Annotated in this window: 17 protein-coding genes; 12 read left to right on the top strand and 5 right to left on the bottom strand. The window is 67.6% G+C overall.

The annotated features are described in order from the left end of the window. The first annotated feature begins 22 nt into the window (after nt 1–22). Complete coding sequence (locus KBY19_RS02115) at nt 23–1276, top strand: SUKH-4 family immunity protein (protein WP_185017123.1); 1254 nt, start codon at nt 23–25, stop codon at nt 1274–1276. Between the two features lies 1 nt (nt 1277). On the opposite strand, the gene KBY19_RS02110 is transcribed toward KBY19_RS02115, so the two are convergent. Together KBY19_RS02110 and KBY19_RS02105 are read right to left on the bottom strand one after the other, a co-directional pair. After that, nucleotides 1278–1460 carry a hypothetical protein gene (locus KBY19_RS02110; protein ID WP_247690529.1) on the bottom strand — a complete coding sequence of 61 codons (183 nt, stop codon included), beginning with the start codon at nt 1458–1460 and terminating at the stop codon, nt 1278–1280. 58 nt (nt 1461–1518) lie between these two features. Further along, nucleotides 1519–1746: a hypothetical protein gene (locus KBY19_RS02105; protein ID WP_210965006.1), complete on the bottom strand. Its 228-nt coding sequence runs from the start codon at nt 1744–1746 to the stop codon at nt 1519–1521. A gap of 86 nt (nt 1747–1832) precedes the next feature. Here KBY19_RS02105 and KBY19_RS02100 point away from each other — a divergent pair, with 86 nt between their 5' ends. From KBY19_RS02100 to KBY19_RS36125, 11 genes are all read left to right on the top strand, one after another. Continuing rightward, nucleotides 1833–2663, top strand: coding sequence for a helix-turn-helix transcriptional regulator (locus KBY19_RS02100; protein WP_210965004.1), 831 nt, complete (start codon nt 1833–1835; stop codon nt 2661–2663). Next, nucleotides 2660–2875: a DUF397 domain-containing protein gene (locus tag KBY19_RS02095; protein ID WP_099881752.1), complete on the top strand. Its 216-nt coding sequence runs from the start codon at nt 2660–2662 to the stop codon at nt 2873–2875. The genes KBY19_RS02100 and KBY19_RS02095 overlap by 4 nt, the downstream gene beginning before the upstream one ends. A 170-nt stretch (nt 2876–3045) precedes the next feature. After that, nucleotides 3046–3366, top strand: a complete 321-nt coding sequence (locus KBY19_RS02090) for an ArsR family transcriptional regulator (RefSeq protein WP_099881750.1) — start codon at nt 3046–3048, stop codon at nt 3364–3366. Next, a complete protein-coding gene (locus tag KBY19_RS02085) occupies nt 3363–3632 on the top strand; it encodes a hypothetical protein (RefSeq protein WP_210956717.1) in 270 nt (89 codons plus the stop codon). Before KBY19_RS02090 ends, KBY19_RS02085 begins: the two co-directional genes overlap by 4 nt. A gap of 154 nt (nt 3633–3786) precedes the next feature. Further along, on the top strand, nt 3787–6057 hold the full coding sequence (locus KBY19_RS02080) for an MMPL family transporter (RefSeq protein ID WP_185017119.1): 2271 nt from the start codon (nt 3787–3789) through the stop codon (nt 6055–6057). A gap of 137 nt (nt 6058–6194) precedes the next feature. Beyond that, nucleotides 6195–6761 (top strand): DUF421 domain-containing protein, encoded by a 567-nt coding sequence (locus KBY19_RS02075; protein ID WP_210965002.1) that lies wholly within the window; start codon nt 6195–6197, stop codon nt 6759–6761. 170 nt (nt 6762–6931) lie between these two features. Next, complete coding sequence (locus KBY19_RS02070; RefSeq protein WP_099881741.1) at nt 6932–7426, top strand: hypothetical protein; 495 nt, start codon at nt 6932–6934, stop codon at nt 7424–7426. A gap of 328 nt (nt 7427–7754) precedes the next feature. Beyond that, nucleotides 7755–9773 (top strand): hypothetical protein, encoded by a 2019-nt coding sequence (locus KBY19_RS02065; protein WP_210965000.1) that lies wholly within the window; start codon nt 7755–7757, stop codon nt 9771–9773. After that, nucleotides 9770–10414, top strand: coding sequence for a hypothetical protein (locus KBY19_RS02060; RefSeq protein ID WP_210964998.1), 645 nt, complete (start codon nt 9770–9772; stop codon nt 10412–10414). The genes KBY19_RS02065 and KBY19_RS02060 overlap by 4 nt, the downstream gene beginning before the upstream one ends. A 20-nt stretch (nt 10415–10434) precedes the next feature. Beyond that, nucleotides 10435–11061: a hypothetical protein gene (locus KBY19_RS02055; RefSeq protein WP_210964996.1), complete on the top strand. Its 627-nt coding sequence runs from the start codon at nt 10435–10437 to the stop codon at nt 11059–11061. A 353-nt stretch (nt 11062–11414) separates the two neighbouring features. After that, nucleotides 11415–12062 carry a hypothetical protein gene (locus KBY19_RS36125; RefSeq protein WP_185017113.1) on the top strand — a complete coding sequence of 216 codons (648 nt, stop codon included), beginning with the start codon at nt 11415–11417 and terminating at the stop codon, nt 12060–12062. A gap of 23 nt (nt 12063–12085) precedes the next feature. Here KBY19_RS36125 and pth read toward each other — a convergent pair whose 3' ends face one another. The 3 genes from pth to KBY19_RS02035 all read right to left on the bottom strand — a co-directional run bounded on the left by pth (nt 12086) and on the right by KBY19_RS02035 (nt 14804). After that, nucleotides 12086–12676, bottom strand: a complete 591-nt coding sequence (gene pth, locus KBY19_RS02045) for an aminoacyl-tRNA hydrolase (protein WP_099881735.1) — start codon at nt 12674–12676, stop codon at nt 12086–12088. A gap of 176 nt (nt 12677–12852) precedes the next feature. After that, nucleotides 12853–13461, bottom strand: a complete 609-nt coding sequence (locus KBY19_RS02040; protein WP_185017111.1) for a 50S ribosomal protein L25/general stress protein Ctc — start codon at nt 13459–13461, stop codon at nt 12853–12855. A 365-nt stretch (nt 13462–13826) separates the two neighbouring features. Next, nucleotides 13827–14804 carry a ribose-phosphate diphosphokinase gene (locus KBY19_RS02035; RefSeq protein ID WP_099881731.1) on the bottom strand — a complete coding sequence of 326 codons (978 nt, stop codon included), beginning with the start codon at nt 14802–14804 and terminating at the stop codon, nt 13827–13829. Between the last annotated feature and the right edge of the window lie 32 nt (nt 14805–14836).

Here is a 14836-nt window from a genome sequence, read left to right as displayed (position 1 = left end):
TCCGGAGTCGAGGGGGGATGACATGGCAGCGGACCCGCACCCGCACCCGCACCCGCACCCGCGTCCGTGGCGCCGACTGGATACAGCGGCGCTCCCCGAGACCCTGCGGCACGAGCCCAGCAGACGCTTCCTCACCGAGGCCGGCCTGCCCGAGCAGGCCGCCGAACTGGACTTCGCCAGCATCCGGGACGGTCACCTGCCGCCGCTCACCGAGGACGTGACGGCGGTCGACGCACCCGTCGCACTCGACGGACAGCTCCTCGTCCTGGGCCGTACCGATCACTGGGAGGCCCGGCTGGTGCTCGATGGCGAGGGAGGCGGGGTGCACCTGGTCGCCTGGGAGGGTGAGGACCTGTGCCACGACCTGATCGCCTCAGGAGTGCCGGAACTGGCCGCACTGCTGGGCGAGATCGAAACCGTCTCCGGCAGCCCCCGCGACCCCGTACCGGCCATGGAGCCGCGCGGGCTGGCGACCCTCACCCGGGCGCGCACGGAATCCGAACAGCGGCTGCGCCGTGCCGACCCCCGCCTGTACGAGCTGTACGACGCGCAAGAGCCCGCCCGCGAGCCCGCGCACTGGGGCGCCGCGCTGCTCGTCCGCACCCTGCACCTGGCGGCACGGCCGGGCGGGCCGGGAGAGCTCGCGTACGAGATCGAGCCGGAGCTGGTGGCCCAGCTCGCCGAAGGCGACGGCGGTGGCAGCGGCGGCAGGGGCGGCGTACGCCGGTTCACCGAGGACGAGCTGCCCGCCGGGCTCACCCACGCGCCCACCCGCCGACTGCTCACCGAGGTCGGACTCCCCCGCGAGACGGACATGTTCGCCGTCACGGACGGCCCCCTGCGTACCGTGGGAGAGGCGCACCCCTCCTTCTTCGAGCCCGGCGCCGAACTGCCCAGCCGCGCCTACCAGCGCGACTTCCACGCCCTCGGCTGGTGGGCCGGTGACCTCGCCCTCGCCCTGGACGGCACAACCGGTCGCCTGGAGCTCCCCGACTGGTTCGACCACGGCAGCCCCGCCGCTTATCTGCACCAGGATCTGTCGGCGCTGCTGTTCGCCTGCTGGACCTACCAGCAGGCCCACGCCGCCTGGGCCCGCTGGGACATCGGCGCGGGCGGCCGGCCCGCGCCCTGGCACGTCTACTCCCCCAAACACCTCCTGGAATCCCGGGTGGCCGCCCTCGTGGAAGCCGTCGACCCCGCCGCGTGGGCCACCGAGTGGCACTCGTGGCCCCAGCTGGAGAACGACGACCACACCGGCGGTCTGCTGTGTTCCTGAGTCACCCGGGCCAACCGGGCCAGCCCGGCTCCCGTGGCACCTTCCGGCTCCACGCGTTCGCCACCGCCACCGCCGCGTGCAGCCGCTCCCGCGCGGTCGCCTCCCGCACCAGGTGAGGGAGGGCGTCCCACTCCCGGCCCCCGCCGAGGGGCCGCAACTGGACGTGCGGCCCGAGGGCCGCCATGACGACGCCGACCCGCCCGGAGCGCTCGTCGACGACGACGGATCCGGTGCCCGGTGGCTCAGCCGCCGTCACGTGCTGTCTGACGCAGTACGTCGGTGAGCAGACGTGCCGTCGCCATGTTCACCCGCCCCAACTCGATGAGCTGGCGCGGCGGCTCCGCCGTGCACGAGGCCAGGTCCGGCCCCATGGACGGCAGCGTGACCCCGTGGCGTCCCAGCGCCTGCGCCAACTCGTCCGACACGGCCAGCGCGGCCGCGAGGGGGTGCTCGTCGATGTCACTGTTCATGCTCACAGCGTGACGCTGCGAAGCTACGCTCAGTAGGACCTACATGCCAGCATCATGTTTGCGGGGACCGACCGCCGGGAGAACCGATGATGCAGCAACGCGATCTGGACCCGTACAACTCGCCTAGGGAGTTCTACGGCGCCGAAGTCCGCCGCGAACGCGAACGCCAGGGCTGGTCCCAGGACACCCTGGGGGAGAAGGTCTTCTGCTCCGGCACCTACATCGGACAGTTGGAAGCCGCCACCCGACGCCCCCAGTACGACCTCTCCAAGCTGTTGGACGGCATCTTCGGCACGGGCGAGCACTTCCAACGGCTGTGCCGCCTCGTCCGCAAGTCCAAGCACGCCGACTACTTCGCTGACGCCGCCGAGTTGGAGCAGCGCGCCAAGACCATCAGTGAGTACGCCCCGATGCTGGTGCCGGGGCTGTTGCAGACGGAGGCGTATGCGAGGGCGTTGACGAAAGCGACGCTGCCGTACGCCTCCACGGAGGAGATCGAACGCTACGTCCGAGGACGGATGGAGCGGCAGAAGGTCTTCGAGGCGCCAACAGGCCCGTTGTTGTGGGAGGTCATCCACGAGGCTGCACTGCGCGTGCCGGTCGGAGGGCCCGAGGTGATGCGGGAACAACTCCTCCGGCTGGTGGAGGTCGGCCGGTCGTCCCGCGCACTGGTGCAAGTCCACCCCTCCTCAGCAGGGCCACACCCCTTCATGATGGGCGTCGTCTCTCTGATGACGTTCACGGACGCCCCTCGTCTCGTGTACGTAGAAGGCCCGCACAGCGGCCAACTTGTCGAAGAACCAGCGTTGGTCGACCGCTATCAGGCGTCATACGATCTCGCGAGGGCCGCCGCACTGCCGCCGGAGGCGTCCCTCACCTTGATCGAGTCGGTGGCGGAGGACTGGGCGAAATCATGAGTGCCGCAATCGATCTGAGCAGCGCGGTATGGCGGAAGTCGTCGTACACCAACGGAGAGGGAGGCAACTGCGTCGAGATCGCCGAAGGCTTCCCCGGCGTGATGCCCGTACGCGACAGCAAGCGTCCGGACGGCCCCGCCGTCGTCTTCCCGATCGGCGGCTGGGCGGCGTTCGTGGCGGCCGTCAAGGCGGGGGCGCTCCACAACCCGTAACGTCCCAGCCCAACAGCCCAACAGCCCAACAGCCCAACAGCCCAACAGCCCAACAGCCCAACAGCCCAACAGCCCAACAGCCCAACAGCCCTGCTGCCCGCAACGGGCGGCGGGGCTGCGGCATTTCACGACCTGCCCACGCAACAGGGCACCTGCTAACATCTGTTGGCATGTGCTGTACTGGTGACGACCTGGTGCGGGTGCTGGCCACCTTGTCCAATCCGCACCGGGTGCGGGTTGTCGCAGCTCTGGCGGGCGGGCGGAACTACGTGAGCCGGCTGGCGCGCGAGCTGGACATCAGCAGGGCGCTGCTCCAGGTCCATCTGAAGAAGCTGGAGGCGGCCGGTCTGGTCTCCTCCCATCTGGAGCTGTCGGAGGACGGAAAAGCAATGAAGTTCTACGAGGTGAACCCCTTCTCGGTCCACCTGACACCGGAGTTCCTGGCGAGCGCCGCGGAGACGCTGACCATCGAGAAAGGATCACCGCGTTGAACGAGCACGAGTGGCAGGAAGTCATAGGCACCATCGGGTTGTTCACCCTGCTCATCGCCGTGGTCGTCATCTTGCTCTGGCACAACACCGCCGGGCGGCGGGCCAGGGCTCGGCTCGCCCGCGAGGACGAGTACAAGAAGCTCGCCGAGGAAGCCGTCGGCAGACAACAGCGGATCGAGCAGCAACTTGCCGAGATCGGCGGTCAGGTCACGGATCTGACGAAGCGGACGGACACGATCGAGCGGGTCCTCAAAGACGTCGAGTAAGACGTCAAAGGCGTCGAGTAAGACATCGAGCAACCCCGTGAACCACCCCGGGCCGTCGAGCTGCAACTCGACGGCCCGGCAACGGGGAGCCGAACCACCTCGCCATGGGCGAGTTTGCGCAGGAACACTCCACCGAGAAAGAGGAGAGCAGCTCATGCTGCCCAGAAGCAAGTCGGGCCACGGCCCACCCGGAGGGGCCTCGCCTCGCGGGGGCGTGACCGAGGCCGTGGCGGTCTGGTCCACGCGGCACCGCGCCCTGGCGATCGGCGGCTGGCTGGCACTGGTCGTCATCGCCGTACTGTCCAGTATGCCGATGTCCGGCGAGACGGCCCGCGCGGTCGACCCCGGCGAGGCCGGCCGCGCCCAGCAATTGGTGGACGCACAGGGCAGCGGCGGCTCCATCCGGGAGAACGTGCTGATAAGGACGCGCGGCGGGAGCCGCGATTTCGCGGCCGACCCCGAACTGCGGGCGGCCACCAAGGAGCTGGTGGCCGAGCTGCGCCGGGCGCCGGGCGCGGTACGCGAGATCGGCTCCCCGCTTCAGCCGCAGGGCCGCCGCTGGATATCCAAGGACGGCAGTTCCGGCCTGGTGACCTTTGAAGTGGCCGGGCCGGACGTCCGGTACGAGAAGCACTACGCGGCGGCGGTGAAGGCCGTGGAGCGGGTGCGGGAGCACCACCCGGGCGTCACCCTCGACCAGGCGGGGGACCGCAGCCTTTCGGAGGCGGTCAACGAGGGGATCAAGGACGACTTCACGCGTGCGGAGACGACCTCACTGCCGCTCACGATCCTGGTGCTGCTGGCCGTCTTCGGCTCACTGGTCGCCGCGGGGATACCCCTGCTTCTGTCGGCGACGGCTGTCGCGGCGGCGTTCGGGCTGCTGCAACTGGCCGGGCACTGGGTGCCGTTCAACAGCGCCGCCTCCTCCATCGTGCTGCTCATCGGCATGGCGGTGGGCATCGACTACTCGCTGTTCTCACTGCGCAGGTTGCGCGAGGAACGGGCGGCCGGACACGACATCCGCGAGGCGCTGCGCATCACGGCACGCACGTCGGGCCATACCGTCGTGGCCTCCGGCCTGACAGTGATGCTCTGCATGACCGGGCTGCTGTTCACCGGTGTCGATGTCTTCAAGGGGCTAACCCTCGGAACCGTCCTGGTCGTCGGACTGGCCGTGCTCGGATCCGTAACGGCGCTGCCCGCCCTGCTCGCCGCACTCGGCGACCGGGTCGACAAGGCCCGCATCCCCTGGCTGGGCAGGCGCAGGATCGCGGCACAGGAGTCGCACCTGTGGGGGCGGGTGGCGGGCGCGGTCGTGCGGCGGCCGCTGCTGACCGGAGCGTCGGCAGCACTGGCGCTACTGGTCATGACGCTGCCCGCGCTCGGAATCCGGCTGCAGGACGCAGCGGTCACAGCCAGCCTGCCGCCGGGTGTCTCGGCGGCGGTGGACGCGGCGACCGACATGCAGGAACAGTTTCCCGGGGCGGCCACCGCTGCCCGGGTGGTCATCGCCCGTTCGGACGGCGCGCCGGTCCACACCCCTCAGTTGCGGGAGGCGATCGACGAGCTGCACGAGCAGGCCGCCGACAGCGGCGGTGCGCTGCGGGAACCGATCACGGCCGTACCGGTCGGTGACACGATGATGGTGCGGGTGCCGCTCGCGGGCGCCGTCACCGATCCCGCCGCCGACCGCGCCCTGGGGATCCTGCGCGACCAGGCGCTTCCCGCCGCCCTCGGTGAGGTGGAGGGCGCCGAGTACGCGGTCGGGGGCAAGACGGCCATGCCGCACGACTTCGCGGAGCGGGTGAACAGCCGGACCCCGGTCGTCATCGCCTTCATCCTCGGGCTCGCGTTCCTTCTGCTCATGGTGGTGTTCCGGTCGTTGACCATTCCGCTGGCGTCGATCCTGCTCAACCTGCTGTCCATCGGCGCCGCGTACGGGGTGCTGGCCTGGATCTTCCAGGACGGCAACCTGGAATCACTTCTGGGGTTCAACTCCTACGGCGGCGTGGTCAGCTGGCTCCCGCTGTTCATGTTCATCATCCTGTTCGGCCTGAGCATGGACTACCACATCTTCATCCTCAGCCGGATCAGGGAACGGTGGCTCGGAGGCGCGGAACCGCGTGCGGCGGTCGTGGGCGGTATCAGCGCCAGCGCCGGAGTCGTCAGCAGTGCGGCACTCATCATGATCGGCGTCTTCTCGGTCTTCCTCACCCTCTCCGCCATCGAGTACAAGATGCTGGGCCTCGGCATGGCCTCGGCCATCCTCATCGACGCGACCATCGTGCGCGGGGTGCTGTTGCCGGCCGTGATGTCCCTGCTGGGTGAGCGCGCCTGGTGGCTGCCGCCGCGGCTCCGACGAAGCCTGGGCAGCTCAGCGCCTTCGGTACCCGGCGCCGGCTCCGGTACGCGCGAACTCGTGTGACCCCTCGGCCGCCCCGCCTCCCGGAAGAGGCGGGGCGGTGGCATTTCGTTCCCTCTCCGCGCGTTGGGGCGCGTTCCGGGTAACCGCAACACCACTGTTGGGGCTGTGAGCCGGAACCGAGAGGGAGGCCAGTGGGCATGTGGCACGACATGATGACCATCGAGATCCCGGTCGTCGAGAAGATCCTGCGCACCGTCGTGGTGTACACCGTCATCGTCGTACTGTTCCGGCTTGCCGGAAAGCGCGGACTGGCGTCGATGAACACGTTCGACTTCGTCGTGATCTTCCTGCTGTCCAACGTGGTGCAGAACGCCGTCATCGGCGAGGACTACAGCCTGCTCGGCGGCGTGGTGGGCGCCGCCACCCTGGTGGGCGTCAACGCGCTCGTCAACAGGCTGCTGGCGGTCGAGGGGCACAGCGCCCGGCTGCTGGAGGGCAAGCCGACCACCGTCATCGAGGACGGCCGGATCGTCCGCCGCGCGATGCGGCGCCTCGGACTGCGCACCGGCGAGGTCGAGGAAGCGGTACGGCTCCAGACCGGCGGCACCGTCGAGACCGTCGAGCACGGCAGCCTGGAGCCGGACGGCAGGCTGCTCGTCGTCCCCGGCGCCGAGGCGCAGCAAGCGACCCGAGCCGACATCGACCGCCTCGCGGACCGCCTCACGGCCATCGAGGAAATGCTGCGGGCGAGCCGGGGGAAGTAATCCCTCGCGGCTGTGCCGGACCCCTCACCCGGAGCCCTCGAATCCTCTCCCCAGTACGTCACATGTGCACTACAGTCACTGCGCGTGCCGCTACGTGACAGTAAAGACACACAGAGGCACAGAGACACACACTGTGGAAGAGAGCCGGGATCGGACGGAGCGGTTGCTGGATGTCCTTCGAGCAGGAGTGGAACGACCTCAAAAGCGGCTCAGGCGGCACGGAATCGACTGCCATGCGCCTCAACCAGGCCACCACGCCGGACACCGGGCCGGGAGGCGGTAGTCGTCTCGACGGGTCCGGATGGCTGGTCGTCCAACGAGACGACCTCGGACGCGTGGGGCATGCCGCCTACAACCTTTGGCGCAAACTGCGGAAGTCGGCCGACCTCGGCGGGGGCGAGGACGGCACCGGTTCCGGGGCGACCGGACGCGCGGCCACGCAACTGAAGGCGCACTCGTTCCTGCTGGGCGAGGAACTGGCCCGCACCGCGAAGTTCTGGACCTCGCAGGTGAACACAGTGCTTCAAGGGTGCGCCCACATCTCCAACCACCTGGACTTCTCCAAGGACTACCACGGAGAAGAGGACCGGAAGATCGGTGCCCAGATTCTGGGTAAGGACGGAACAGAGCTCACGCCGTCACAGATCTCCAGACTGCTGCACTGAGCCATCGCCATACCGAGGGGGGAACGGCGGGGCATGAAGGAGTCCCAGATCACCTACACCGACCTGCTGTCGGTGGACTTATCCAGCTTCGGCACGGCAGCGGCGGACTGGAAGCAGATCCAAAGCGAACTCAAGACGCGGGCTTCCGAGGCCGAGGGCGACATGAACGCCAAGGCCCGGCAAGCGAGATGGGCCGGAGCCAACGCGGACGCGGTACGCCCCTTCGTGCGGAAGATCGCGGAAGAGGTCGAGGACCTGCGGCGCGAGGCCGAAAGCATCTGGAAACTGATGGACGGCGCGCACGAGGACCTGGTCGCCATCCAAGGACGTGGAGGCCGAGAAGGAGAAGGCCCGCAAACTCGACATCCACGTCACGGACAACGGAAACGGCACCGTCTCCTGCGAGTTCCGGTACGGAACGGACGACGCGACGACGGCCAGCGGCTACTACATCGGCGGCACCGGCAAGAAGCGCACCGCCGAGGAGCGGGATGCCAGGGACGCCATCGAGACCCGGTTGAACTTCCTGATCGGCAAAGCCCGCGAGATCGACGCCACCGCCGCGCGGTACATCGGCAAGAGCCACGGCAAGGACAAGCACGACGCCGGCCACGCCACGTACAAGTCCCTGGACGACGCCCAGGCCAAGGAGGCGGCCGGCCTCGCCAAAAAAGAACTGGAACTGGCCGCACACGGCAAGGAACTCAGCACGCCGGACCTGCAGCGTCTCCGCGATCTGACCAAGTACAACGCGAAGGACGCCGAGTTCGCCACCCGCTTCTACCGCGAACTGGGGCCGGAGAAGGCGCTGCGCCTGCACGGTCAATTAGGCATCGACGCCTCCACGGACGGCGGCGACACCCGCCGCGAACTCTCCCGAACCATCCAGAACTCACTGGACCGCGGCCTCGCGCTGGCCACCCATCCCGGTGGCGGCAAGGACGGAAACGTCACCCACCTCGGCAACGCGTGGACGGAGGAGTTGAAGAAGGTCGGCAAGGAGCCGATCTTCCTCCACGATCCGCAGAGCAACGAGCGAGGCAAGAACGCCATGCCCCAGCAGAAAGTCCTCGGCTATCAGGTGCTGGGCAACATGCTGCGGCACGGCAAGTACGACGAGGGCTTTTTGAACGTGGTCGGCGAGGACATGGTCGAGACCGAACGCAAGAACGAGCACGGCTCCGCCGGCTGGCCCAACCCCCACAACGCCCGACGGGACGGAGTCCTGAACCTCGACCCCAAGGGCGGCACAGGCTTCGACCCGATGACCGGCCTGATGAAAGGGCTGAGCCACACCCCGGACGCGGCGACCGAGTTCTTCAACGGCTACACCGGCGGCGACAAGCACGGCCCCGAGGAACTGTCCAACTTCGACTACTTCTTCGGCGACAAGAGCCGGGAAGAGCCGATCGACCCTCGCGACTGGCCGCACGACGGAGACGACGACGAGTCAAAGCTCGGGAAGGACGCCCTGGGCAGCGCAATTGAGGCAGCAACGACGGGACGCCCGCCGGGCGATGAGGGTCCACCGCTGAAGCATAAGCAGGAGCAGGCGGACTTGTTCCGTCGAGTGGTGTCGCGGCTGGGCGGAGCGGAAAACTCTTCATTGGTGGAGCACGGAGGAGAGTTGGAGCCACTCCAGCCGCACATGGGGAATATGGCTGCCGACTACATGCGCGATGTGCAGCGCGGCATCGTCCACGTTCCGGATGGCCTTATTGCCGAGCAGGGGAAGATAGCAGAGGTCGGAAACCTGAAAGGCGACGAACTCGGACGCTTCCTGCGGGCGGCCTCCCAGGATCCGGACGGATACGCCTCCATTACGCACGCCTCTCACGCGGTCTCGGCAGAGATCCTGCGTAACGCGATGCATGATCCGCCTGGAGACAACAGTCTTTCGGACGCAGCGGTCAAGGGCGCGGAGCCGGGCGCGAAGGTTGCGGCTGCGGCAGCCGAAGGGCGAGCCGAGGGTATCGAAAAGGCTCAGGACAGAGTCGGAGCCGTCGAACGGTACAACGAATCGTTGGACAAGAAACAAGAGTTGGTCGGGGCGATTGTGGACATGGGCTTGGGTCGCCTCACCTACGGCGGCGAAGCCGCGGGGCAAGTTGCGGGTGTGGTCCAAGAGGCAGTTTTCGATCAGTACCGAAAAGACCCCGAGGAAGTAGTTCGACAAGTGCAGGAAGGGCGCAGGGATTTCCTTGCTACTGAAAGGATGCGGGAAGCGAAGGCGATGGAGGAGATCGCGAAAATCGCTGGGGAGCGTGCGGGTGTGAAAGGTGAAGCCTTGGACTGGGCAGCTACCGACGTTGCGAATGCGGTGGCCGATGATTTCCCGGAAAAATGAAGGAGGTGGAAGAAGGTTGGAGGGCCCTGATGGGGAAACGGACGCTCGTGCTGTGCGCGGCGTTGGCCGTAGCTGTTCTTACCGCAACTGTATGGTGGTTCCGCCCCAGCAGCGAAGAAGTGCTGGCCGTGCCCGAACGAGTATGTGGCGGCACTTTTTTCGGTAAGAAATTGGAGCCGCTTCTCAGGGGAGGGAAAGGGGAAATGAAAGCGAATGTCGTTCGAAAATTCCCGGGAAGTCGAAAAATGTCTGACGTCCCGGTCTGCGAGCTGAGTACCAAGGGGAGAAGTGTCAGCTTCCGGGTCGACTATTCGGGTTTCCCGAACGACCCCCTCGCCGAGCTGGAAAAAGAAAACGATTTTGTTGCGGAATTTGGTCCTGCTCACGGAACGTACGACGATCTCAACGGGACGGTCCACTTCGGCATCCCATGTCCTACTGCTGAAAGTCCCGACGACACCTTGTTCTTGAATGTAGGTGCGAGCATGGCGCGTGACGCCGATGCGGCCGGCATGGCGAAACTCGCAGAATTGGCCGGTTACGCAGCCCGCACCCTCGCGCAGGACGTTTACAAATGCAAGGGTGCCGATGAACTGCCCGAGGGGCCGGTCAGCATCAGGAGAGGGGAAGGTAGCCGGTGAGCTCATTCATACGTGCGGCGATGGCGACGGCAGTGGTATCAGGCCTGGTGCTGCTCAGTGCCTGCGGGAGCGGTGACGAGTCCGGGAAGGGTGACATCGAGGGGGCGAAGGACAGCGAAGAGTCGGCCTCGGCGTCACCGAGTTCGAGTCCGAGCGGGTCGAAAAATATGGACGCGCCGAACTTAGATCTTCCCAAGGGTGTTCGTGTCGTCTTCGAGGACGAGGCGACGAGTGATCCGAAAAAGGCCAAGGTTCTGCGGGATCACTCGTACGCGGTCAAGGCCATGGCGTTGGCGTACTCGACGGGTAAGCCGGATGTGCCGGTAGTTCACCGTTACTATCAAGACGCCGCGGGGCAGCAAGTCCAGTCGCGTGTCAAGCAATACCGTGCGGACGGAAAAGTGGGAACGGGCACGTACCGCTACTACGACCGCAAGGTCACCCTGGGGAAGAGCTCTGCTTCCGTCACCTTCTGTGAAAGCCAACGCGATGCTTTCGCCAAGACGGTGAAGACGGGAAAGGTGATTCGTACCAAGCCGAGCATCAACGATTTCGTCAGCGGGGAGGCCATCATGGAGAAGCGCGGTGATACATGGGTGGTTATTTCGATGGCAGGGAAAAGTGGTGACGAGAAATGTTCACGGTGAACAGGAGAACCGCCGCGTCGGGTCTGGCTGCCGCGGCGATACTCTTATCGTCGGCGTCCCCCGCATTAGCCGGGAACGGCGGTGGCTGGGGCGGCACCACCGAACCCTCCCCACCTCCGCAAAACAACAAACCCAACGACATCACTTCCCGGGTCGAGTTCTCCCTCCATAATGTGCCGACGTCCGGGGGGACTCCCATGGCGCCTGCCCGGGGAGGGCAGTGGGAGCCGCCGGCGTGCTGGTACGAGCCCCGGTACTCGCCGGAGGAGTTCTCCGCGTACGCCACCACCGTTGATGTACGGCACGGGGAGGGGGCAAGCCGGGAGGGTGGGGTGCGGGCAAAGTACCCCGATATGCATATCGGGGACAAAGGCCAGTGGTACATCATGCGGTACGACACCAGCAGCACTGGCGGCACTCCTCAGAAGTGTCTCGATCAGGACGGCTTCGTCTTCGTCGGGCCCGACGACCCGGCGCCCACCGACGCGCCCGTGCTCGACCCCGAAATCCTCGCCGGGCTCGCTTACAAGAAGACGACGCTGCCCGCGCCGCCGTTGGCCCTCTCGCCGAAGCCGAAGCAGCAGGTGGTGAATCTCGCCACCCATGCCCGCTTCGCCAAGAAGTTGGGCCGGGTATGGGTGACCGCCGCCATCCAGGAGGCGGGGCTGGATCTGGCGGCCACCACGGTGGCCGAACCCGCGACGCTGCGGCTGGTGGCGGGGACGGACGACGCGGATCCGGCGTCGTGCACGTACGACCTGGCCGAGAGCGACGGTGGGGGCTACGCGGTGGACACCGAGGACGCCGACTGCAACATCACGTATCGGCGCGTCACGGCGAAGGGGGCGGCCCACACGCTCAAGGCGTATCTGACCTGGCGTGTCTCCTGGGCCGAGGGCGACAGCCCGGACGGAACGCCGCGCCATGAGATGCCGGACGGGGAGTCGGTCGACGAGGTGGCCGTCACCGTCAAGGAGATCCAGGCCATCAACCGCGACTGACCCGCGGGCCGCAAGGCGGCGCGTCAGCTGTTGTACGTGCTCTGGGCGCGTTCCAGGCCGTCGGCGATCAGCGACTCGCACGCGTCGGCGGTGCGGTCGACGAAGTAGTCGAGTTCTTTTCGTTCCGCGGCGGAGAAGTCCTTGAGGACGTAGTCGGCGACCTGCATCCGGCCGGGGGGCCGGCCGACGCCGAAGCGGACGCGGTAGTAGTCGCGGCCCAAAACCTTGGTGAGGGACTTGAGTCCGTTGTGGCCGTTGTCGCCGCCGCCGAGCTTGAGGCGGAGGGTGCCGTAGTCGAGGTCGAGTTCGTCGTGGACGACGACGAGGCGGTCGGCGCCGATGCCGTAGAAGTCCAGCAGTGCCTTGACGGGGCCGCCGGAGACGTTCATGTACGACATCGGTTTGGCGAGCACCACTCGGGTGCTGGTGGTGCCCGGGATCCCGATGCGGCCCTCGACCACCTGGGCGCGGGCCGCCTTGTGCGACTTGAACTTGCTGCCCATGCGGCCGGCGAGCAGATCGGCGACCATGAAGCCCACGTTGTGGCGGTTGCCGGCGTAGTCGGGGCCCGGGTTGCCGAGTCCGGCGATGAGCCACGGGGTGGTGGCCGACATACGTGGTCCTCCGGTCGTCAGATCGTGCCCGGCTGCGCGCCGGTCCCCTCCTGGTTCCCGTTCCGCGGGCGCCGGGCGGTGCCGGTGTCGGCAGTCCCGTCCGGCGCTCGCGGACCACGGGGTTGCGCCCCGAGCAGAGGCGCGCGGGCCCCTGCTCTGCGCAGCGGCGCGGGGTCCTACTCGGCGCTCTGGGCGGCCGGGGCCTCGCCCTCGGCGGCCTCCGCACCCTCGGCCGCGGGCTCCTCGGCCTGGGCGGCCAGGACCTGGATGACGGTCTCGTCACCCTCGATGGCGAGCGAGGTGTTGGGCGGCAGGGCGATGTCCTTGGCGAGGATCTGGTCGCCGACGTTCAGGCCCTCGACGGAGACGGTCACCGACTCGGGGATGTGGGTGGCCTCGGCCTCGACCGGCAGCGAGTTGTAGACGTGCTCGATCAGGTTCTGGCCCGGGGCCAGTTCGCCCTCGATGTGGATCGGGACCTCGACCTCGACCTTCTCGCCGCGCTTGACGGTCAGCAGGTCGATGTGGACCAGGAAGCCGCGGATGGCCTCGCGCTGGACGGCCTTGGGGATGACGAGTTCCTTCTTGCCCTCGACGTCCAGGTGGATCAGGACGTTCGGGGTCTTGAGCGCCATCATCATGTCGTAGCTGGGCAGAGCCACGTGAACGGGGTCGGCACCGTGGCCGTAGATGACGGCGGGGACCTTCTCCTCGCGGCGGAGACGGCGGGCCGAGCCCTTGCCGAACTCGTTGCGGATGGTCGCGCTGATGTTGACGTCAGCCATGCTGCGCTCCTCGTGAGTGACGGTGGTACGGGTGTCTGCGGTGCCACTCGGTCCCGACGGACCTGCTACGAAGAGCGCGCGTCGATAACGGAGCATCCGGTCCGGACGTCGGATCTCAGACGTCGAAGACCGGCCTCCCTCGCCGAGCGACTCGCAGAGTCTACGCGGCGAGGGAGGCCGGTCGGAAATCGATCATCGGGGGAGCGGGCTCACCCGCGAGCGGGCGCGCGCCTTGCCTCGGGCGGCCCGCCCAGGCGGCCCGCCCGCCTTGCCGGTGTGCGTCCAGCCCTGCCGGTGGCCCGCCCACCGTGGCCCGGGGGGCGTCCCGCCATGCCCGGGGGGCGTCCCGCCATGCCCCGCGGGGCCTAGGCCTGCTCGTCGAAGAGGCTGGTCACCGAGCCGTCCTCGAACACCTCGCGCACCGCGCGGGCGATCGTCGGTGCCATCGACAGCACCGTGATCTTGTCGAGCTCCAGCTCGCCGGGGGTGGGCAGGGTGTTGGTGAAGACGAACTCGCTGACCTTGGAATTCTTCAGCCGGTCGGCGGCCGGGCCGGAGAGCACGCCGTGTGTGGCCGTGACGATGACGTCCTCGGCGCCGTTCGCGAACAGCGCGTCGGCCGCGGCGCAGATGGTGCCGCCGGTGTCGATCATGTCGTCGACCAGGACGCAGACCCGGCCCTTCACATCGCCGACGACCTCGTGCACGGTCACCTGGTTGGCCACGTCCGGGTCACGGCGCTTGTGGACGATGGCCAGCGGGGCGCCGAGCCGGTCGGCCCAGCGGTCGGCAACCCGGACCCGGCCGGCGTCGGGGGAGACGACGGTGAGCTTGTTGCGGTCGGTCTTGGCCGCCACGTAGTCCGCCAGCAGGGGCAGCGCGAACAGGTGGTCGACCGGGCCGTCGAAGAAGCCCTGGATCTGGTCGGTGTGCAGGTCGACGGTGAGGATGCGGTCCGCACCCGCGCACTGGAACATGTCGGCCATCAGCCGCGCCGAGATCGGCTCGCGCCCGCGGTGCTTCTTGTCCTGCCGGGCGTAGCCGTAGAACGGGACGATCACGGTGATGCTCCGTGCCGACGCCCGCTTCAGCGCGTCGATCATGATGAGCTGTTCCATGACCCACTTGTTGATGGGCGCGGTGTGGCTCTGCATCAAGAAGCAGTCGGCGCCGCGCGCCGACTCCTGGAAGCGGACGTAGATCTCACCGTTCGCGAAGTCGAAAGCCTTGGTCGGGACCACGCCGATACCGAGCTGCTTGGCGACCTCTTCGGCGAGTTCGGGGTGGGCGCGGCCGGAGAAGAGCATGAGTTTCTTCTCGCCGGTCGTCTTGATCCCGGTCACTGCTGTTGTCTCCCTGTGTGGTGCGCCGCACG

The sequence above is a fragment of the Streptomyces sp. B15 genome (assembly GCF_018070605.1).
GTDB lineage: Bacteria > Actinomycetota > Actinomycetes > Streptomycetales > Streptomycetaceae > Streptomyces > Streptomyces smyrnaeus.
The sequence above is the reverse complement of the archived record's forward strand: the minus strand, read 5'-3'. Positions and strand labels throughout refer to the sequence as shown.